This is a genomic window from Neptuniibacter pectenicola (genome assembly GCF_001597735.1).
In the GTDB taxonomy this organism is placed as follows: domain Bacteria; phylum Pseudomonadota; class Gammaproteobacteria; order Pseudomonadales; family Balneatricaceae; genus Neptuniibacter; species Neptuniibacter pectenicola.
In genome coordinates, this window is sequence record NZ_LUTS01000004.1 from 137,026 (window position 1) to 157,369 (window position 20,344).

Genomic DNA, 20,344 nt, shown 5'->3' on the forward strand with positions numbered 1-20,344 from the left:
ATGTCTGTATTCGTAATAGCAGAGGCTGGTGTTAACCATAATGGTGATATTGATATTGCTAAGCGTTTAATTGACTGTGCTGCATCTTCTGGTGCCGATGCGGTGAAGTTTCAGACCTTTGTAGCTGACCTACTTGTGACTAAAACGGCCAAACAGGCTAGTTATCAAGAAAAAAATACGAATAGACAAATTAGTCAGCACCAAATGTTAAAAGAACTTGAACTAAGTTTTGATGCATATCAGAGGCTATCTGAATACTGCAAAGAGGTTGGTATTGAGTTTATGTCAACCGCATTTGATAGTTTGAGTTTGAAGTTTTTAACTCAGGATATTGGGCTTAATCGATTAAAAGTACCTTCTGGCGATATTACGAATGCTCCATTTTTGTTTGAGCATGCTAGAACTGGAGCTGATTTAATTTTATCGACAGGCATGAGTACTATTAGTGAGATACGATCAGCGTTAAGTGTAATCGCACTTGGTTATGCTGGGTCAGGTATTTTAACGGGTCGTGGGGAAATACCGATTCTTGATCGTAATGATATTCAGGCCCAGTTAGCGGAAAAAGTTGTCTTGCTTCACTGTACTACCGAATATCCAGCACCGTTGGAAACAATTAATTTAAAAGCTATTGGAACACTCTCTGCGGAATTTGGTTTGTCTGTAGGTTACTCTGATCATAGTGAAGGGGATCTTGTTTCTATTGCCGCTGTTGCGCAGGGTGCGCAAGTAATAGAGAAACACTTTACATTGGATCGCGAAATGGAGGGGCCCGACCATAAGGCATCAATGGAGCCTCAAGCTTTACGCAAATTAATTACATCTATTCGTGAAGTTGAAATCGCGTTAGGTGACGGTATTAAAGCTCCTCTAGGTATTGAGAATCAAAATAAGAAAGTGGCAAGGAAAAGTCTTGTTGCTGCTGCAACTATTAAAAAAGGTGAACCGCTCACAGAAGATAACATGGCGGTTAAAAGGCCGGGAACAGGGGTAAGCCCTTTTGAGTATTGGTCTATGTTAAGTATGCAAGCTCATAGGGATTATGCCGAAGGGGACTTGCTTGAAAAAGAGTAATTGTGCGTTTCTTTGGTTAGCATCGTTATATGAGTATTGAGCGATACAGTGAATATGAATACAAAGTGGAAAAAAGTAGCAATTGCTCAAAATGATACGGTTTTATCTGCCCTAAAGTTGATTAATGATGAGCCTCTTAAAGTGGTGCTTGTGGTTGATGAGAATGATGGGTTGCTGGGTGTAGTGACGGATGGTGATATACGGAGAGGACTTTTAAATAATTTACAGTTATCGGACCCTGTTTCATTGGTAATGAATGCCGAGCCAATTATTGCTTCTTTAAATGCTTCAAGTGATGAATTAAGAAACTTGATGGAGTCTAGCGGCGTTCTAATGATTCCTATCATTGACGATGGAAAGGTTGTCGGCTTAGAAACGCTTCATCACTTATTGGCTAAACCTAAATATGACAACCCCGTATTTATTATGGCAGGAGGCTTTGGTACACGTCTTAAACCGCTAACTGATGATTGCCCGAAACCTATGCTGAAGGTCGGTAAGAAACCTATCCTTGAAACGGTATTAGAGAGCTTTATCAAAGCAGGATTTGTTAATTTCTATATATCTACTCATTATATGCCTGAGAAAATTCATCAACATTTTGGTAAAGGCGAAAAGTGGGGTATTAATATTGAGTACATACATGAAGAGTCCCCCTTAGGCACAGGTGGAGCGCTTGGCTTGTTACCTCCGGACCTTCCAGATTTGCCTATTATTATGATGAATGGCGATGTGCTAACTAAAGTGGACTTTGGGCACTTACTTGCATTTCATAATGAGTCAACAGGTGATGCGACGATGTGTGTACGGGAGTATGAATACCAAATTCCTTACGGTGTTGTCAAAGGCGAAAAAAATCGAGTTGTTAGTATGGTAGAAAAGCCAATACAGCGTTTTTTCGTTAATGCAGGTATCTATGTTGTTAGCGCTAACATTGTAAAGTCTATACCTAGGGATTATGTAATTGATATGCCTACTCTGCTGGAAAATAAAATGGCCGAAGGGGGAGATGTTCTGATGTTTCCTGTACATGAGTACTGGTTAGATATTGGTCAAATGGATGACTTTAAAAGGGCTCAAAGTGATATATTGTCATTAGGATTTGATTGATGGACGTAGCTGCGGTTATTGGACTGGGTAATATTGCTAAGCGTCATCGAGCCAATATAAGGAAAATATTTCCTGGGTGTCAGATTGTTGCCATGCCGTCCAGCAATCGGCATGTGCCGGAAGATGTTCCTGATGCTGATATTGTAGTGAAAGATATAAATGAGTTATTAGCTTATACCCCAGAGCTGGTCATTGTCGCCTCTCCAGCAACTTTTCATCAGCAGCATGCCTTGCCATTTATTGGGCTGAATGTGCCTATCATCATTGAAAAGCCGCTGAGTCACAGCTCCTCCGAGGCCGAGCAGATTGTTATGGCTACCAATGAGTACTCTTCCGATATAATTGTTGGTTATTGTCTTCGCTTTTTACCTTCCACTCAAGTTGTCCGAAAACTAATAGATACTGGGAAAATCGGTAAAATTTATAACGTGTATGCTGAAGTAGGGCAGTATTTACCTGATTGGCGACCCAGTATTGATTTTAGAAACTCCGTTTCTGCAAAAAAAAACTTGGGTGGGGGGGCATTGTTAGAATTGAGCCATGAACTTGATTACTTAGCTTTTCTTTTTGGTTCTGAGTTTGAATTCAAGCATGCGATTTTAAGAAAAAGTGCAGAGCTTGGTTTGGATGTAGAGGATCTCGTTGATGTTGTTTTTTGCTTTAATGAGGAGGTTGTTTGTAACCTTCATATGGATTTTTTACAGAAAAAGCCTCAACGATTTTGCAGATTGATTGGGAGCGATGGACGTATCGAATGGGATCTTATTGAAAATAAAGTTGTTTCTTATACATCTGAAGGGGAATGCGTAGAGTATAATTCGCCTTCATGGGATAAAAATGAAATGTATATCGCGTTGATTGATAGCTTAATGAATAAAGAGCTATTGAGTGAGGTGAGCCCTGCAACTGTGGCGGAAGCGAGCAGAGTAGTGAGTTTCATTGAGATTATTAAAGATAAAGCAATATGGATGAGTTGAAATGAAAGTCTTTGGCTTTATTTTTGCGCGTGGGGGGTCGAAGGGGCTACCAGGGAAAAATGTTAAAATGCTTGCTGGCAAGCCAATGATTTGTTATTCGATAGAGGCAGCTCTCGCGTGCGCTTGTATCGATCAAGTTTTTGTATCCACGGATGATAATGAAATAGCTGAAGTTGCCAAGAATACAGGGGCCGAGGTCATCCATAGACCTTCTACTCTTGCGCAAGATAATAGTGATGAATGGCTGGCTTGGCGCCATGCTATTCAATGGGTGAAAGATAAATATGGGGATTTCTCTATATTTGTCAGTTTACCTGTAACTAGTCCTTTGCGCAGTGTTGATGATATACAAAGTGCAGTAGAGCAGTTAATACAGTCTGGAGCTGATATATGTATATCGGTTACAGCTGCCTCGCGAAGTCCTTTCTTTAATATGGTGACGAAGCATGATGGCAACGTTTCTTTAGTAATAGAGCCCAGTACAGATGTATATCGTCGTCAGGATGCTCCAGAAGTGTTTGATATTACGACTGTTGTATATGCGACAACTCCTCATTATGTGATGACTCAAGATCGCTTGTTTAGCGGGAAAGTAACCGCTATAGAGGTTCCTAAAGAAAGAGCTGTAGATATTGATGATATCTATGATTTTAAATTCGCAGAAATGTTGATAAATGAGATGCGTTTATGATGTTGAATGGTAAGACAATCCTTGTTGTAGGCGCTGCCGGACTACTTGGGGGGGAAGTGGTTAAGGGGTTATTAAATAGTGGAGCGCACGTTATTGCTACAGACATCTCCATTGATGCTATGGACGATCGTTTCAGTAAGTTAGATATTGACTATGATGACGAGGTACTCACATTACATCAGTTGAATATTCTGTGTGAGCAAAGTGTTAAGGAATTTTTTCAATCATTAGACGTGCTTGATGGTGCCGTCAATGCGGTTTATCCACGTAATAGTAATTACGGAGCTTCATTTTTTGATGTTAATTTAGCTGACTTTAATGACAATGTGAACTTGCAGTTAGGTGCAATGTTCCTTTTTTCACAGCAATGCGCTGCATTTTTCATGCGCACGAAAAAACCATTCTCGCTTGTGAATTTTTCTTCTATATATGGTGTAGTTGCTCCTGATTTTGATATCTATAATAACACTCAAATGACCATGCCAGTTGAATATGCAGCGGTAAAATCAGCTATGTTACATTTAAATAAATATATCGTTAGTTTTGTGCATGACTCAGATTTTAGAATAAATAGTGTAAGCCCTGGTGGGATCTACGATTGGCAGCCTGAAGGTTTTGTTGAAAATTACCGAGCTAAAACTTTGGGTGCAGGTATGTTAAACCCTTCAGATATGAATGGCTGTGTGGTGTTTCTTCTATCGGAAGCATCTAAATATATTAATGGACAGAATATCGTCGTGGATGATGGTTTCACCCTTTAGGTCAGTCCGGAGAGAAAGAAATGACAGAGAAAGTTTTTTGGTGTAATTCATGTCTTAATATGTCTACGCGTCCCAGAATAGAATTTGACGAAAACGGCATTTGTAATGCATGTAATTGGGCCAAGCAAAAGAAAAGCATGGATTGGTCTAGCAGGCAAGAAGAACTTCAAGGTTTGTTGAACAAGTACCGCTCAAAAAACGGAGATGGTTTTGATTGTATTGTGCCAGTGAGCGGTGGTAAAGATGGTTCTTATGTTGCTTATATGCTGAAACATAAATATGGGATGAACCCGTTGGCTGTTACGGTGCGTCCTGCTCTGAGCTTGGAAGTAGGTGACCAGAACTTAGTTAATTTCATTGAGTCGGGTTATAACCATATACACATATCTCCAGATACAAGAATCATGCAAAAGCTTAATAAGCATGGTTTTATAGAAAAAGGTTTTCCTTATTATGGCTGGTTAATTGCTATCACTACGGCAGTGATTCAAACCGCCCATAATTTTAAAATACCATTAATTTTTTATGGTGAGGATGGGGAAGTTGAATATGGGGGGTCTACGGAGAGTAAGAGTAAAGCACTTTATAATATTGAGTATATGAAGCGGGTTTATTTTGAAGGTGGTTATGACAAAGTACTAGAAAAAGTGTTGGCAGAAGATGATGTTGAAGATAAAGATTTAGCATTTTGGCGGTTTCCTTCAGATCAAGAGGTGGAAGATAGTGAGCTTGCCTTTACTCATTGGTCTTACTACGAAAGCTGGGATTCATATCGTAACTATCTTGTCGCAAAAGAACATTGTGGGTTAAAGGAAAAAGAAGAAGGTACTGCAGGTACATTCACGAATTTTTCCCAAAATGATCAGGCTTTATACGCTCTACATGCATACTTGATGTATCTTAAGTTTGGTTTTGGTCGTGCGACCCAAGATGCGGGTATTGAAATTAGAAGGGGAGCTATGACCCGTGAGCAGGCTCTGAATTTAGTAATGGCTTATGATAATCAATATCCGCATGAGTTTCTCGACTTGTATTTAGACTATTACCAGATGACAAAAGACGAGTTCGATGAGGTGCTTGATAGATACGCGAATAAATCACTATTCGAAAAAATAGATGGAATTTGGCAGCCAAAATTTTTAGTGGGTGAAGACTTCCAAATATGAAGCTAGCAATCGTTGACTATGGGATGGGTAATCTTCATTCATTGGTTGGTGCATTAGATTATGTATCGAATATTGACGTGCTTGTCTCTTCAAATATAAAAGACCTTCGTCAAGCGGATAAATTGATTTTGCCGGGGGTAGGACATTTTTTGAGTGCAATGGCATGTATTAAAGATCTTGGCTTGGATGCTGTACTTAAAGAGTTGGTGATAGAAGAAAAAACACCCATATTAGGCATCTGTCTGGGTATGCAATTATTGACTGACTCTAGCGATGAGGGTGGCTATAGTGATGGCTTAGGTTTTATTAATGGTCGAGCCACTAGGTTTAACTCTAATGAACTACCTGTTCCCCATGTAGGGTATAACCAAGTAAACGCAGCCGTTAATTCGCGATTATATGACGGTTTTGGGCCTTCGCCTGATTTTTATTTTACACATAGCCATCAGCTTCAAAGCGACTGCTCGATAGGTCAATCTACATGTCATTATGGGAATGATTTTATAGCTAGTTTTGAGTATGAGAATATAGCCGGTGTGCAGTTTCATCCTGAACTAAGTCAAACAAATGGCTTGAAATTGTTAAAAAACTTTGTCGAGTTATTTTAATGTTAAGAAATCGACTGATATTTAGCCTGATCTACTCGGATGGCTTTTTCATGCAAAGTAGAAATTTTAGGCTCCAGCGAGTGGGTGATATAAATTGGCTAGAGAAAAACTATCGTTTTCATGAAATAGCATTCTCTTTAGATGAGTTAATTATATTAAATGCGTCTCGTACGGGGAAAGATATTACAGAGTTCAGCAAAATTGTTTCTAGGCTGGCCTGTAAGGTTTTTCTGCCGATTACCGCGGGAGGCGGGATTCGTCAAATTGGGGATGCTGAGCAATTGTTTAATAGTGGTGCGGATAAGCTCTCACTAAATACAGTATTGTATTCAGACCCCGTATTAGTTGATTCAATTGCAAAAAAATATGGTCAACAGAGTATTGTTGCAATTGTTGACTATAAAATCGAAGGCGACACGCCTGTAGTATATATAGATAATGGTACTCAAAAGCTTAATATTACGTTGCTTGAGTATATTAAAAATATTGAAAATATGGGTGCTGGTGAAGTTGTTTTAAATAGCATAGATAAAGATGGCACTGGCTTTGGTTATGACTTAGACATAATTGAACGATACAAGTCACATATAAATGTTCCTTTAGTGGTATCAGGTGGTGCTGGAAATGAGCATCATTTAGCTGTTGGTTTGAATGTAAACGGTGTTTCGGCGGTGTCCACGGCTAATTTATTTAACTTTATAGGAAATGGGTTACCTAATGCTAGATCTTACTTGATTAAGAACGGCTTCAATCTAGCGGATTGGCGTAAGTGAGTCTATGACGTTGCTACATTTGATTGGATTAGTATGAAAATTTTGATTACAGGTGGAGCTGGTTTTATTGGCTCGAACGTCATTCATTATATGATTGGCCAGACTGACAATAGTGTTATTAATGTTGATAGCCTTACTTATGCAGGGAACCTTGAATCCCTTTCAGGTATTTCCGGGTCTAGTCGTTATGATTTTGAGAATGTTGATGTATGCGACAAACAGTCGCTTAGGGATGTTTTTGATACATATCAGCCTGATGCCGTAATGCACTTGGCAGCCGAAAGCCATGTTGACCGGTCAATAGATGGGCCTAGTGTTTTTATTCAAACTAACATTGTAGGTACGTATAACTTATTAGATGTCAGTCTGTCATATTGGCAGCAGTTGGATGCAAAAGAAAAATCGGCTTTCCGGTTTCACCATATATCTACAGATGAAGTTTATGGGGATTTAGATTTCGGTGATGCGTTGTTTTCTGAGAAAACACCTTATGATCCAAGTAGTCCATACTCTGCTTCGAAGGCAGCTAGCGACCATTTGGTAAGGGCATGGCATCGAACTTATGGATTGCCTGTGCTGGTAACCAATTGTTCAAACAATTACGGCCCCTACCATTTTCCAGAAAAGTTAATTCCCTTAATTATTATGAACGCCCTAGAAGGAAAAGAGCTTCCTGTATATGGGAAAGGTGAACAAGTTAGGGATTGGTTATACGTAGAAGATCATGCAAGAGCATTATTTACTGTTTTGACACAAGGGCGTGCAGGAGAAACATACAATATTGGCGGCCATAATGAAAAACAGAATATTGAGGTTGTTCTTGCTATCTGTGCTTTACTAGAAGAATTGGTTACAGATAACTTACAAGAGCAATTGAAGAACAAGTATGGGCTTAATGTTCTATCAACAGGATATGAATCACTGATTAGATTTGTTGCGGATAGGCCTGGGCATGATAAGCGATATGCTATAGATGCTAGTAAAATGAGTCGCGAGCTTGATTGGCATCCAGTGGAGTCTTTCGAGTCAGGGCTTAGAAAAACAGTGAAGTGGTATTTGCAAAATATGGATTGGTGTTTACGTGTACGAGACGGAAGTTATCAACGATTGGGTTTAAACCGTTCAGAGTAAGGGCTACAAATCTACAGTGTTAAAGAGCTTCTATATAAGATAGTGAATTGATTAAGCTTCTCACAGCATATTTGGAATGAATGATGAAAATAATTGGTATTTATGATGGACATAACTCTTCTGTAGCTTTGTCAGTTGATGGGGAAATAGTTTGTGCGGTACAGGAAGAGCGTTTTACAAAAAGAAAGAATGAAACAGGATTTCCTAAGAATGCATTAAAGTATTTACTTGATAAGTATGAGTTGACTAATCAGGATATTGATTTGGTTGCGATGTCTACGATAGAACGAACAGATATAAATAATTTTCAGTACCCTATTGATGCTGTTTTTAGTGTGGAAAATTATATAGATCTGATGGAATATTATTGGAAGCCGAAACTATCAGGTAAAGAGTATACAAAAGACTACGCTAAACAGTTTTTTGAAGAACATTTCCCAAATGAAGATACATTTTATAGTATTCCTGATTCTTTCTATGAATTAGATACAGATACACTGCAAAAGAAAATGATTGCAGTAACGACCAGTGATGTTGCTCGCTTTATTGGTGTAGATGAACAAAAAATAAAATTTTATGATCACCATACATGCCATGCTATGTATGCTTATTTTGCTAATCCGAACAAAAAAAATAATACAGTAGCTATTACTGTGGATGCGTATGGGGATAAGCGAAATCAGACTGTATGGCGTATTGTTGATAATAAGTTCGAATTAGTAGTCGATAGTGCTCAATGTGAAATTGCTCGTTTATATCGAATGGTTACTCTTTATTTACGCATGAAGCCTTTGGAGCATGAGTTTAAAGTGATGGGGTTAGCTCCCTATGCAAAAACTCACTACTTTAAGGAAATTGAAGCTGTATTTGAGGAGTTAATGGTCTTTGATGGCTTGAAGATCGTACATAAGAACCGACCAGATAATATGTATGAATACTTGTCAGAAAAGTTAAAGTATTTCAGGTTTGATAATATCGCTGGAGCGATTCAGTCTTATACTGAGAAAATGCTAATTTCATTGTTTGAAAGGTCTTCGAAAGAGATTGGTTTTAACAACTTTGTCTTCAGCGGCGGAGTAGCAATGAATGTTAAAGCAAACAAAGCATTAGGGGAGTTAGATTGTGTGGACGATTTGTTTGTTGCAGGCTCCTCATCCGATGAATCTCAAAGTATAGGTGCTTGTTATTATGCTAATTATGAAAATAACATCAAGAACCAACCATTACATGATTTATATCTAGGCACCGAAAACACAGATGCCGAAGTTTTAGCTTTTATTGAAAAATCTGGGCTTGATACGAAATATAGAGTCAAAGAAGTAGAAAATGCCGAATTAGCAAAATTACTAGCGGATGGCGAAGTTCTCGCTCGTGTTGTCGGAAAAATGGAATTTGGATCTAGAGCCTTAGGTAATAGAAGTATTTTAGCTAACCCTTCCAACCCTGGTATTATTCAGCATATAAATGAGCTTATTAAGGGGCGAGATTTTTGGATGCCTTTTGCAGCTACAGTCTTAGATTCATATCAGGAAAGGTATTTGGAAAATCCGAAAGGCTTCGAATCGAGATATATGGCTGTCGCAATGGATACCAAGAAGGAATTCTTAGGCGAAATTAAAGCAGGTACGCATCCTTACGATGAAACTATTCGGCCACAGATTTTAACAAAGGATCAAAATCCAGGTTATTATGATTTAATTGAGAAGTTTTCAAAGTTAACAGGCATTGGTTCACTTCTGAATACCAGTTATAACTTGCACGGGCTTCCTGTGGTAAATGATATTGCAGATGCCGTGCATGTATTTGAGAATTCTGGATTAAAGTACTTAGTGCTTAATAACTATCTGTTATCTAAGATTTAGTTTTGAGCGCCGATAGCCTTAATAAACGTTATAGCGTAAAACTTGTATCAAGTATTATCTCCGGTATTGTGAATGCTATAATTGTTGCGCTGGTCCCCTCGGCTATGGGACCAGTGGCTTATGGGCAATTAACTTATTTACAGCAGATCTTTAATCAAATTACTTCTTTTGCTGACGCAGGGACGTCAACAGCTTTTTTTACTAAATTATCAGCGAATAATAATAGAAAAGAACTGATATCTCACTATTTTTTCTTTTCTATGCTGCTTCTAATGCTGTTGTCCTCTGCTCTTGGGGGAGTAGTTTTTTTTGGGTTTTCTGATCTACTGTCCAAGGAGATATCAGCACTATCTTTTTATTTAGGACTGTTTTTGGGATTTGTTGTCTGGTTTACTCAGGTTGCAATTAAAATATCAGATGCGTATGCCCTAACTGTTACAGTTGAAGTCTTGAAGATAGTTTATAAGATTGTTTTTTTACTGTTTTTAATTCTTGTTATTTATAGTCTCACGCTAACTCTAGATGTTTTCTTGTTTTTTCAAATCGTGGCGGGAGTGTTTTTTTTAGCCATATTGTTTTTTTATTTTTATAAAGAAAATATATTGTCAGGTTGTTTTGAACGAGGCTTTTCCGGGATTAAGGCGACGATTGATGAGTTTTTTGTTTATGTGTCGCCTTTGTTTGTATTTAATGCGGTTAGTATTGTTATCGCGTTCTTTGAAATATGGCTTCTTCAGTATTTTGGTGGTGCAGAGTCAGTAGGGTTTTATGGGCTTGCATATTCGATTGCTGCCATGTGTTTTGTTTTTACAAGTGCGATGACGCCTGTATTAACTCGTGAGTTTTCTCGTCTCTATGAGATAGGTAGAAATGATAAAATTCTGAAGCTATTTTATACATATTTGCCTTTGTTATATTTTATTGCTGCTTATTTTGGATTGTTTATTGCCTATAATAGTGAATATGTATTGTCCGTTTTCGCCGACGAGCGATTTAGCAGCGCGGCTTTAACATTATCAATCATGTCGCTTTACCCTTTGCATCAAACGTATGGCCAAATTACGAGTTCACTTTTTTTTGCTTCAGGGGAAACGAAAGCGTATAGAAATATAGGGCTGCTCTCAGCCTTGATAGGCCTAGTGCTAGTTTTATTATTTGTTTTCTTGTTTGATATGAAAGATGTCGGTTTTGCAATAAAAATGCTGGCGGCCCAGTTCATAGGAGTAAATATCCAACTGTATTACAATTGTCGAATGCTAAAAGGTAACTTTCCTAAACTTTTCTACGCTCAGTTAAAACCGCTGTTTAGTGTTTATTTAATAGTATTGATTTCTGACTGCTTGAACCCCTTCGGTAGTGAAACCTTTTTTGGTTTTTTTGTTTTTGGCATTATATATTCATTGTTGGTTGTTTTTGTTGTCGTTTATAGGGGCGATGCCTTCGGTCTCTGTCCAAATGCAGTATCGGCTCTTGTTCGAAAAATAAGGAATAAAGTTTTGGGTGGTAGATTCTTTTGATGGAAAATAGTTTATCTTTTAAAAGTTCTTATAGATTTGTATATATAGTTGACACACTTGGTATCTGGTGTGCGTTAGATTTTAGTTATGATCCAAGTCTTGACTTGGTATTGACCTATGACTTTTCTTTAAAGTGTCATATTCGCTCGATGGGCGGTGATGTTTTCTATGTAGATCATCTTGTTGGTCAAGAAGAAATGCATGAAAATAATTTCATTGTCTATAATTTCTTCAAAGAATGGCATTTAGATAAAAATGGTAATGACCTTTTCTCTTATCGGGGTGTGCCTTTTGGTTTTTCGTTCAGGTTGGAATTTTGGAATGATTATGTATCTTTTATGCGATTGTATTTTTCTATTTCAAAATTAAAAAATATTTCGTATCAGTCTTTAATTGTTTCAACCTTAGATAATAATATACATGATGTTGTGAATGCTCTTGAGCTTCGTGCTGAAGTGGTAGAGAGTCATGATAAGCGAGAGGAGGGGTTTTATTTTCCTATCCATAAATGGATGGATGAACAAATACGACCTAGTAAGATTAGAGGGCTGCTTTACAAAATTAGAGCTGTCGTGACTGCGTTATATGGTGGGATAGGTCTTTTTTTAGATGGTTTTTTTGTAGATAAAAATAAACATACTGTTTTTTTGCAAGAATACCATCCAACTAAAGATATTTTAAACACTCTCCGCGCTAATAAAAAGGTCAGATTAGTATTGTGTAACTTTTCGCGCGGTTCTAGTCTTAGCTTAAAACTAAAAGAAAGACTCTTACCTATATATAATGTTAAGTCTAATTCTGAAAACTGCGCAGTAATATTCGAGCACTACAAAATAAACAAATATCATAAATTAGTTGTTGATGGTAAAGATGTTAGCTCTATTGCGTATAGGATTATAGAAAATCGCGTACAGGCCTGTTTGCCAAAAACAGTGTCTACATTGGATTCATGCATAAACTATTTAGAAAAAACAACAGTAGATTTGGAAGTTCTTATTGCGAATATTGGTTTTACTGCCACTTTATTTGATTGTGCATGTAAAGCTAAAGGAGTCCCTAGCTTTCTGATTATTAATGGTTTGTTAGGTGCTGAATATGTTGATGATAGTAAATATGCTGATTTTATAAATTCATATTCTAAGAGCATTCGAGATAACTATTTTAGAGGAACTGAAGATGTTTACCCTTTAGGGGATCCTCGGATGGATATGTATTCAGTACAGGATGTGAAGAAAATCGTTCGAGATTTTCCTACTATTGTGATCGGGGCTTCAGGTTTTAATTCAGTTGATCTGAATTCATTTGTTGCTGTTGAGTTCGAATTTTTATCATCGGTGCTCTGTTCTTTTCAAAAACTTCGCTCTAATGGCTATCACTTCAAAATAATTGTAAAAGTTAGACCCAACGGCTATCTGGCTCAGTATGAGCGATTTGTGGCTAAGTACTACCCAGATATTGTTGATGAAATTATCGATTCAGCGCCGATGAGGGATGTGCTTTTAAAGGCCGATTTTTATATTTCTATATATTCTCAGACCCTATTTGAAGCTTCTTGCTTAGGAATTCCTGTTGTTTATTATCGAGCAGATAATGAAATAAATTTTCCCCCATTTGATATGAAATCTGAATTAGTAACGGTATGTACGGAAGATGAGTTAGTTGCTGCTTACCAAGATTTTATAAATGGTTCTGCTCGATTTTCAGCATTTCTTGATCGTAAAGTCATGGAAAAGTATGTTGGGCCTTTGGATGGCCAGAACTTAGAACGAAATATGGCATTTATTTATAGTCTTCTTGAGAGCAGGGGAAGTAATGATAAAAAAAATAATTAAATATTTTTCATATAAATATAAATATGCTCAAGCGGTTATCTATTTTGGTGCAACGGTTAGTAAATCCGTCTTAGAGAGAGGCGCTGTGCTTTTTTCTCGCGCCCAAGTGATCGATTGTGAAGTTGGTGCTTATAGTTACATACAATCCAGATCAGTAGTTGTGAATACTCGCATAGGTCCATATTGCTCAATAGCATCGGACGTCACTATAGGGCTTGCTACGCATCCTATTGATTTTATTAGCACTAATCCTGTTTTTTACGATAATACTCAACCGTTACCAGAGAGCTTTATCGCTACACCTAAATATGAGAACCACATAGCTCCTACAGTAATTGGGGCTGATGTATGGATTGGTCAGAGAGTATTAATTAAGGCCGGTCTTAATATAGGGGTGGGAGCCATCATCGGGGCGGGTGCTATAGTTACAAAAGATGTAGAGCCTTATTCAGTTGTAGCTGGAGTGCCTGCTACATTCTTAAAATGGAGGTTTACTCCAAAACTCTGTTCGTTACTGCATGAGTCTAAGTGGTGGAATACTGATACGACTGTACTTCGAAAACTCTCAAAATACTTTGATGACCCCGAAGTGTTTGTGGCTAAGCTTCAAGAGGTTAAGCTGAAAGATGTTTAAACATAGCTTTTATAAGCGTTGCTTTAATTTTTTGAATCGCCAAATATTTCGGTTGTTGTTCGGTCGCTCATTTCAATTTTTTGGACGTAAAGTATCTCTTGTAAAGCCTGATATTATTTTTGGAGAGGAATACATATCTCTGGGAGATAATGTCAAAATTGGTTCAATGTGTTGGTTGCTTGCGCTTCATGACGAGCGAGAGCAAGGCGGACCTATTCTTAAAATTGATAGAAATACCACTATTGGGCGTTTTGCGCATATCGTTTCTGTGAGATCAGTTGTTATAGAGCAAAATGTTTTAATTGCTGACAAGGTTTATATTGCTGATAATTCGCACGATTTTGAATCGGTGGATACTCCTATTATCAGTCAAAGAGTTCTATTTAAAGGTGATACATTGATCCGAGAGGGGGCTTGGATTGGTGAAAATGTTTCTATTATAGGGGTTGTTATAGGGCGAAATTCAGTTGTAGCGGCTAATTCAGTTGTGCTAACAGATGTGCCTGACTATTCTGTTGTCGCAGGGATTCCCGCTAAGGTGATTAAACGGTATGACTCTGAACTTAAAAAATGGATGAAAGTAACGTGAATCTCGCTGGTAAGCGTATTTTATATATAGGGCCTGAGTTTTATAATTACCATGTTAGCGTAAACGAAGCGCTAGTTCGCTTGGGAGCAACGACTCGCTTTCATTCAGAAATGGAATATGGCCTCTTATTTCGCCTTTTAGCTAAGTTGTGTAGGCCTTTAGCTGCAAAGTTAGTTCGACAGCACTTGGATATGATTTTGAGAGGTGAATCATCATCTAACTATGATGTTGTTTTTGTTATTCGAGGTGGGTTTTGTGATAGTGAATTTGTGCAAAAACTAAAGAGCTGCTTACCCGATGCCCGTTTTTATATGTATCAATGGGATTCTCTTAAGCAAAATGACTATTCACATTTGATAGCTATGTTTGACAAGGTAATGACCTTTGATAGCCTTGATGCAGCTAAATTGAATATACCCTACGAACCTCTTTTTTATACTTCCGAGTATTCGAACTTACTTAATGAGCGGTTAGAGCCTCTAAAATACGATCTGGCTTTTGTTGGTGCCTATCATAGTGATCGTTTAGAGGTGGTCAAAAAAGTAGCCGCATTCTGTGACCGAGAGGGCCTTGCTTTTAGATTCCACCTATTTATCAAACGATTACCGTTAATGAGAATGTTACTAACGGGCCGGCTTAAAGTAGCTGACCTTAGGTATCTGTCAACCAAATCATTATCTTTACCGGAAGTGTTAGATATTTACCGGGAGTCGCGTGCAGTTTTAGATATTGAGCTGAATATTCAGAGTGGTTTAAGTATCAGAACATTTGAGGCACTTGGCGCTGATCTCAATCTTGTCACAACTAATAAACATGTTATGTCGGAGCCATTTTATGACCCGAAACGTATTCTTGTAATTGATCGTGATAAGGTTGATTTGAATGTGGCTTTTTTCACCGATAAGACGGTTAAAAAGCCGTATAATGATATTGATAGATATTCGCTCGATAAATGGCTTTGTCGTATTTTTGAATAAGTTGAGGTGAACATGAAAGGCATCGTTTTAGCGGGTGGTAGCGGCACAAGGCTATACCCAATTACTAAAGGCGTCAGTAAACAACTTGTGCCTATCTACGATAAGCCGATGATCTATTATTCGTTGTCTGTGCTAATGCTGGCAGGAATACGCGAAGTTTTGATTATATCCACGCCGCAAGATTTACCAAGTTTTAAGTCCTTGTTAGGTGATGGCTCTTCAATCGGGATGCGCTTTGAGTACAAAGAACAGCCTTCACCAGATGGACTGGCACAGGCCTTTACGCTGGGTGAAGAGTTTATTGGTAGTGATCCTGTTTGCTTAGTACTAGGTGATAATATTTTTTACGGGCATGGCTTAACAAACTTGTTAGCTAACTCTGTAAGAGCAGTGTCAGAAGATAATAAGGCAACCGTGTTTGGTTACTACGTGAAAGACCCAGAACGGTATGGTGTAGTTGACTTTAATAAGCAGGGCGTTGCTCAAAGCATTGAAGAAAAACCTGACAGCCCAAAATCAAATTATGCTGTTGTTGGGTTGTACTTTTACCCTAATTCTGTGATCGATGTAGCTAAAAGCGTCAAGCCGAGCTCGCGTGGAGAGCTTGAAATAACCAGTGTTAACCAACACTACTTAGCCCAAGGTGATCTGAAGGTCGAAGTAATGGGTAGAGGGTATGCCTGGTTGGATACAGGTACCCATGAAAGTCTTTTAGAGGCAGGGCAGTTTATCCAAACTATCGAAAATAGGCAAAGTTTGAAGGTTGCTTGTCTTGAGGAAATCGCTTTCGAAATGGGCTATATCGATGCTGAGCAATTAAGAGCACTGGCAGCACCTTTAAGTAAAAATCAGTATGGTCAATACTTATTAACAAGGGCCAATCAAGGGCGAGTTTACAATGAAGTTTGAACGAGCTGAGATAGCGGATGTTGTTGTATGTGAACCCGTGGTGCATGGCGATGATAGAGGCTATTTCTTTGAATCATTTCGAATAGATAAACTGGCAGATTTTCTGGGGTTTAAGCCTGAATTTGTTCAAGATAATGAGTCTAAAAGCTCACGAGGTGTTTTAAGAGGATTGCATTTTCAGCTACCCCCTCATGCGCAAAGTAAATTGGTGAGGGTAATTGAGGGGGAAGTTCTAGATGTGGCTGTAGATATGAGAAAAGGCTCTCCTACATTTGGGCAATCCGTGTCTTTACTGCTAAGCGCTGAAAACAAAAAGCAGCTATTTATTCCTCGTGGTTTTGCTCATGGCTTTATCGTATTGTCTGAAAAAGCTATTTTTTCTTATAAGGTTGATAATTACTATAACCAATCATCAGAAAGAGGGGTCGCTTATAACGATCCCTCTATCAATATAGATTGGCATTTGATGAAAGATGAGTTTTTAATGTCCACAAAAGATCAAAGGCTTCCTTTACTTGAAGATGTGACAGAGTTGTTCTCATCAACGGTTAACTACTATGACTAATATTTTAGTGACAGGCGCTGCTGGGTTTATTGGTTCAGCTTTAGTCAGCGCGCTGATCTCTCATGGTTACAATGTACTGTCTTTTGGGCGTAGTAATACTGCTGAAGAACTGGATGGTTGTCTTAAAAAAGCAGATTTTATTTTTCATTTGGCTGGTGAAGTAAGGCCTGACAGTAGTGAAGAAAGTTTCATTGAGTCAAACACAGGGCTAACCGCTTTGATTGTAAACCGTTTAATGGAACTAAATTTAAGCACACCTGTAGTTTTTTCTTCAACTGTTCATGCGATTCAACCTAAAAATGCATATGGACAGACAAAGCGGCAATCAGAAGAGTCGCTAGAGCACTATGCTCGCTCAACTAATGCTTCCGTTATTATCTTTCGGTTACCTCATATGTTTGGTGAAGGGTGTAAGCCTAATTATAACTCGGTTATCTCTACATGGATTTATAACCTTGTGCATGATTTGGATGTTGTCATCTATGATAGAAAAGTAATGATGAATTACTGCTATATAGGTGACTTTATTCAGGATTGTTTGGCTTTATTATCAAGTAAACCAACAGGCTGTCAGTTTCTTGCGCCATCGGTGGTATTTCCCATCAGTTTAGGGGATGTGTTTGATTTATTACACAAAATACATATCGAAGCGCCAGATAGAGGGGTGATTTCGGATGCTTTTAGTGAAAGGCTGTTTTCTACTTACCTATCTTATCAGAAGGATTAATGCCCCATCTGCCTCGTCTAAATAGATATATGTATCATATCTGGATAGAATTAGGCATATATTTGGTGCTTTTTAGTTCATAAATAGCCCGTATAAATTAATGGGGCTGTTCTGGAAACTTATTGGAATTTAATATGAAAGTTTTGTTGTTAGCAGGTGGGTTCGGGACGCGTTTAAGTGAAGAAACTGATATTCGGCCAAAACCTATGGTTGAAGTCGGCGGTAAGCCTATCTTGTGGCACATCATGAAGATGTATTCTCAGCATGGTTATAATGACTTCGTCATTCTGCTGGGCTACAAGGGTTATTACATCAAAGAATATTTTGCAAATTACTTTCTTCATCAAAGTGATGTGACAATCGATTTATCTACTAATGAAATGCAGATTCATAAAAATTCATCAGAGCCTTGGACGGTAACGCTGTTAGATACAGGCTTGCACAGTATGACTGGTGGGCGAGTCAAGCGTGCGAAAGAGGTGGTAGGGGATAACCCCTTTATGTTGACTTATGGTGATGGCGTTTCAGATGTCGATATTACTAAGCTAGTCGATTTTCATAAGGCTCATGGTAAAGCTATCACAATGACGTCGGTGCAGCCTGACGGCCGTTTTGGTGCAATCGAAATTGAAGGCGATAAAATAACTAATTTCCTAGAAAAACCTAAAGGCGATGGGGCTTGGATCAATGGAGGCTTCTTTGTTTGCCAGCCGGAGGTTTTTGATTATATAACCGAAGGTGATGGGACTGTTTTTGAGCAAGGGCCTTTGCAGAACCTTGCAAGAGATGGTGAACTTTACTCATATAAGCATGATGGTTTTTGGAAGTGTATGGATTCATTGAAGGATAAACAAGACTTGAATGCAATGGTAGAAAGTGGACAAGCTAAGTGGAAAAGTTGGGATTAATATGTTCGCTGATATCTATAGAAATAAAAAAGTGCTGGTTACTGGGCATACGGGTTTTAAAGGTAGTTGGTTGACGACATGGTTACTTGAATTAGGAGCAGAGGTGTGTGGTGTTTCTAAGGATATCCCTACCTCCCCTTCTATGTTCGAAGAGCTAGAGTTGGAATCAAAAATTGAACATAATTTTGTAGATGTTAGGGATTTTGAGAAGCTAAAAGAAATTGTTCAACATTATCAGCCCGATTTTTTGTTTCATCTCGCTGCACAGCCGATTGTGTCAGCTTCATATCAAGATCCACTTGAAACAATTTCGACCAATGTTATGGGTACTGCGAATGTGCTTGAGACCCTTAGAGGACTTGATAAACCTTGCTATGCGGTCGTTATCACCAGTGATAAATGTTATGAAAATGTAGAGTGGCTTTGGGGTTATAAAGAAACTGATTCGCTAGGCGGCAAGGATATTTACAGTGGTTCTAAGGGAGCTGCTGAAATCATTTTCCATGCTTATCAACAGTCCTTTTTTGCAGATCAAGATGGCTCTGTTTTGATGGCTACTGGGCGAGCAGGTAATGTGATTGGTGGTGGAGATTGGGCTCAAGATCGTATTGTTGCTGATTGCATGAGGGCTTGGAGCAAAGGAAACCGAGTTGAAATTAGGTGTCCTGATGCGACCAGGCCTTGGCAGCATGTATTGGAACCACTAAGTGGTTATTTATTATTAGGCCAAATGCTGTCTCAGCAGTCATCATTACATGGTGAGCAGTTTAACTTTGGGCCTAGGGCCGAGCAAAATCACACAGTTAAAAATTTATTGCATGATTTAAGCCGCTATTGGGACTTTGATCATTCAGACCAAGCCTATGTTGTTACTGATAATGTTCCATTCCATGAAGCGGGTTTGTTAAAATTAAATTGCGATAAAGCGTTATTTAAGCTGAAGTGGGAATCTAATTTAAGCTATCCCGAATGTATCGAGTTTGTGAGTGAGTGGTATTATAAGTTTTATGACGAAGAGCCGGATATGTATAGCGTAACGACCTCTCAAATTGCTCAATATCATCAGTATGCAGTAAATAAGTCGTTGATTTGGTGTAATTGATGATTGACGGTGTTCAAATATCTTCTTTGAAAAAAATCAGCCACCCTAAGGGTGATATTTTTCATGCTTTGAAGCAAACCGATAACAGTTATAACGGCTTCGGTGAAGCATACTTTTCATTTGTAAATGAAGGTGCCATAAAGGGTTGGAAAAAACATACGAAGATGGTGTTGAACTTAATTGTGCCACAAGGTGCGGTTAAGTTTGTTATATATGATGATCGTGAAGACTCCCGAACAAAGGGAGTGTTTATGGATGTTGAGTTGTCACCTATGAATTATCAACGGCTTACTGTGCAGCCAAACCTTTGGGTTGCCTTTCAGGGTAAAGGGCCTGGGCATAACATGTTGTTGAATGTCGCTAGTATTGCTCATGACCCAAGTGAAAGCTGTAATGCGGAGCTTGGTGTATTCAATTACTGCTGGAGCTAG

21 protein-coding genes are annotated in these 20,344 nt (G+C 38.4%); all 21 read left to right on the plus strand.

Annotated features, from left to right (window positions below):
- The 21 genes from neuB to A3773_RS07030 all read left to right on the plus strand — a co-directional run bounded on the left by neuB (position 1) and on the right by A3773_RS07030 (position 20,344).
- Positions 1–1,074: an N-acetylneuraminate synthase gene (gene neuB / locus A3773_RS06930; protein WP_067984415.1), complete on the plus strand. Its 1,074-nt coding sequence runs from the start codon at positions 1–3 to the stop codon at positions 1,072–1,074.
- A gap of 54 nt (positions 1,075–1,128) precedes the next feature.
- Positions 1,129–2,184, plus strand: a complete 1,056-nt coding sequence (locus A3773_RS06935; protein ID WP_067984417.1) for a nucleotidyltransferase family protein — start codon at positions 1,129–1,131, stop codon at positions 2,182–2,184.
- Positions 2,184–3,161, plus strand: coding sequence for a Gfo/Idh/MocA family protein (locus A3773_RS06940; RefSeq protein WP_067984419.1), 978 nt, complete (start codon positions 2,184–2,186; stop codon positions 3,159–3,161). Before A3773_RS06935 ends, A3773_RS06940 begins: the two co-directional genes overlap by 1 nt.
- 1 nt (position 3,162) lies before the next feature.
- Positions 3,163–3,852, plus strand: a complete 690-nt coding sequence (locus A3773_RS06945) for an acylneuraminate cytidylyltransferase family protein (RefSeq protein WP_067984421.1) — start codon at positions 3,163–3,165, stop codon at positions 3,850–3,852.
- Positions 3,849–4,613 (plus strand): oxidoreductase, encoded by a 765-nt coding sequence (locus A3773_RS06950; protein ID WP_197462733.1) that lies wholly within the window; start codon positions 3,849–3,851, stop codon positions 4,611–4,613. The genes A3773_RS06945 and A3773_RS06950 overlap by 4 nt, the downstream gene beginning before the upstream one ends.
- Before the next feature lie 20 nt (positions 4,614–4,633).
- Positions 4,634–5,779: an N-acetyl sugar amidotransferase gene (locus A3773_RS06955; RefSeq protein WP_067984422.1), complete on the plus strand. Its 1,146-nt coding sequence runs from the start codon at positions 4,634–4,636 to the stop codon at positions 5,777–5,779.
- Positions 5,776–6,387 (plus strand): imidazole glycerol phosphate synthase subunit HisH, encoded by a 612-nt coding sequence (hisH, locus tag A3773_RS06960; RefSeq protein WP_067984424.1) that lies wholly within the window; start codon positions 5,776–5,778, stop codon positions 6,385–6,387. The genes A3773_RS06955 and hisH overlap by 4 nt, the downstream gene beginning before the upstream one ends.
- Before the next feature lie 80 nt (positions 6,388–6,467).
- Positions 6,468–7,160 (plus strand): HisA/HisF-related TIM barrel protein, encoded by a 693-nt coding sequence (locus tag A3773_RS06965; protein WP_231902159.1) that lies wholly within the window; start codon positions 6,468–6,470, stop codon positions 7,158–7,160.
- 33 nt (positions 7,161–7,193) lie between these two features.
- Positions 7,194–8,291, plus strand: a complete 1,098-nt coding sequence (gene rfbB, locus A3773_RS06970) for a dTDP-glucose 4,6-dehydratase (protein ID WP_067984427.1) — start codon at positions 7,194–7,196, stop codon at positions 8,289–8,291.
- A gap of 80 nt (positions 8,292–8,371) precedes the next feature.
- Positions 8,372–10,153, plus strand: coding sequence for a carbamoyltransferase C-terminal domain-containing protein (locus A3773_RS06975; RefSeq protein WP_082800563.1), 1,782 nt, complete (start codon positions 8,372–8,374; stop codon positions 10,151–10,153).
- Between the two features lie 2 nt (positions 10,154–10,155).
- A complete protein-coding gene (locus tag A3773_RS06980) occupies positions 10,156–11,670 on the plus strand; it encodes an oligosaccharide flippase family protein (RefSeq protein ID WP_067984431.1) in 1,515 nt (504 codons plus the stop codon).
- Positions 11,670–13,502 (plus strand): hypothetical protein, encoded by a 1,833-nt coding sequence (locus A3773_RS06985; RefSeq protein ID WP_067984433.1) that lies wholly within the window; start codon positions 11,670–11,672, stop codon positions 13,500–13,502. Before A3773_RS06980 ends, A3773_RS06985 begins: the two co-directional genes overlap by 1 nt.
- Positions 13,483–14,136, plus strand: a complete 654-nt coding sequence (locus A3773_RS06990) for a CatB-related O-acetyltransferase (protein ID WP_067984434.1) — start codon at positions 13,483–13,485, stop codon at positions 14,134–14,136. The genes A3773_RS06985 and A3773_RS06990 overlap by 20 nt, the downstream gene beginning before the upstream one ends.
- The gene (locus tag A3773_RS06995) at positions 14,129–14,725 is read left to right on the plus strand and encodes an acyltransferase (RefSeq protein WP_067984436.1); all 597 of its coding nucleotides are present in this window, start codon (positions 14,129–14,131) and stop codon (positions 14,723–14,725) included. The genes A3773_RS06990 and A3773_RS06995 overlap by 8 nt, the downstream gene beginning before the upstream one ends.
- Positions 14,707–15,702, plus strand: a complete 996-nt coding sequence (locus tag A3773_RS07000) for a WaaS/CpsH family glycosyltransferase (protein ID WP_067984437.1) — start codon at positions 14,707–14,709, stop codon at positions 15,700–15,702. Before A3773_RS06995 ends, A3773_RS07000 begins: the two co-directional genes overlap by 19 nt.
- Positions 15,703–15,714: 12 nt before the next feature.
- Complete coding sequence (gene rfbA / locus A3773_RS07005) at positions 15,715–16,611, plus strand: glucose-1-phosphate thymidylyltransferase RfbA (protein ID WP_067984439.1); 897 nt, start codon at positions 15,715–15,717, stop codon at positions 16,609–16,611.
- Positions 16,601–17,176: a dTDP-4-dehydrorhamnose 3,5-epimerase gene (gene rfbC, locus A3773_RS07010; protein ID WP_067984442.1), complete on the plus strand. Its 576-nt coding sequence runs from the start codon at positions 16,601–16,603 to the stop codon at positions 17,174–17,176. The genes rfbA and rfbC overlap by 11 nt, the downstream gene beginning before the upstream one ends.
- Positions 17,169–17,903: an NAD-dependent epimerase/dehydratase family protein gene (locus A3773_RS07015; protein ID WP_067984444.1), complete on the plus strand. Its 735-nt coding sequence runs from the start codon at positions 17,169–17,171 to the stop codon at positions 17,901–17,903. Before rfbC ends, A3773_RS07015 begins: the two co-directional genes overlap by 8 nt.
- A gap of 134 nt (positions 17,904–18,037) precedes the next feature.
- Positions 18,038–18,811, plus strand: a complete 774-nt coding sequence (gene rfbF, locus A3773_RS07020; RefSeq protein ID WP_067984445.1) for a glucose-1-phosphate cytidylyltransferase — start codon at positions 18,038–18,040, stop codon at positions 18,809–18,811.
- Positions 18,780–19,913 (plus strand): CDP-glucose 4,6-dehydratase, encoded by a 1,134-nt coding sequence (gene rfbG / locus A3773_RS07025; protein ID WP_231902160.1) that lies wholly within the window; start codon positions 18,780–18,782, stop codon positions 19,911–19,913. Before rfbF ends, rfbG begins: the two co-directional genes overlap by 32 nt.
- Entirely contained in the window at positions 19,913–20,344 is a 432-nt protein-coding gene (locus A3773_RS07030) for a dTDP-4-dehydrorhamnose 3,5-epimerase (RefSeq protein ID WP_067984448.1), read from the plus strand. Before rfbG ends, A3773_RS07030 begins: the two co-directional genes overlap by 1 nt.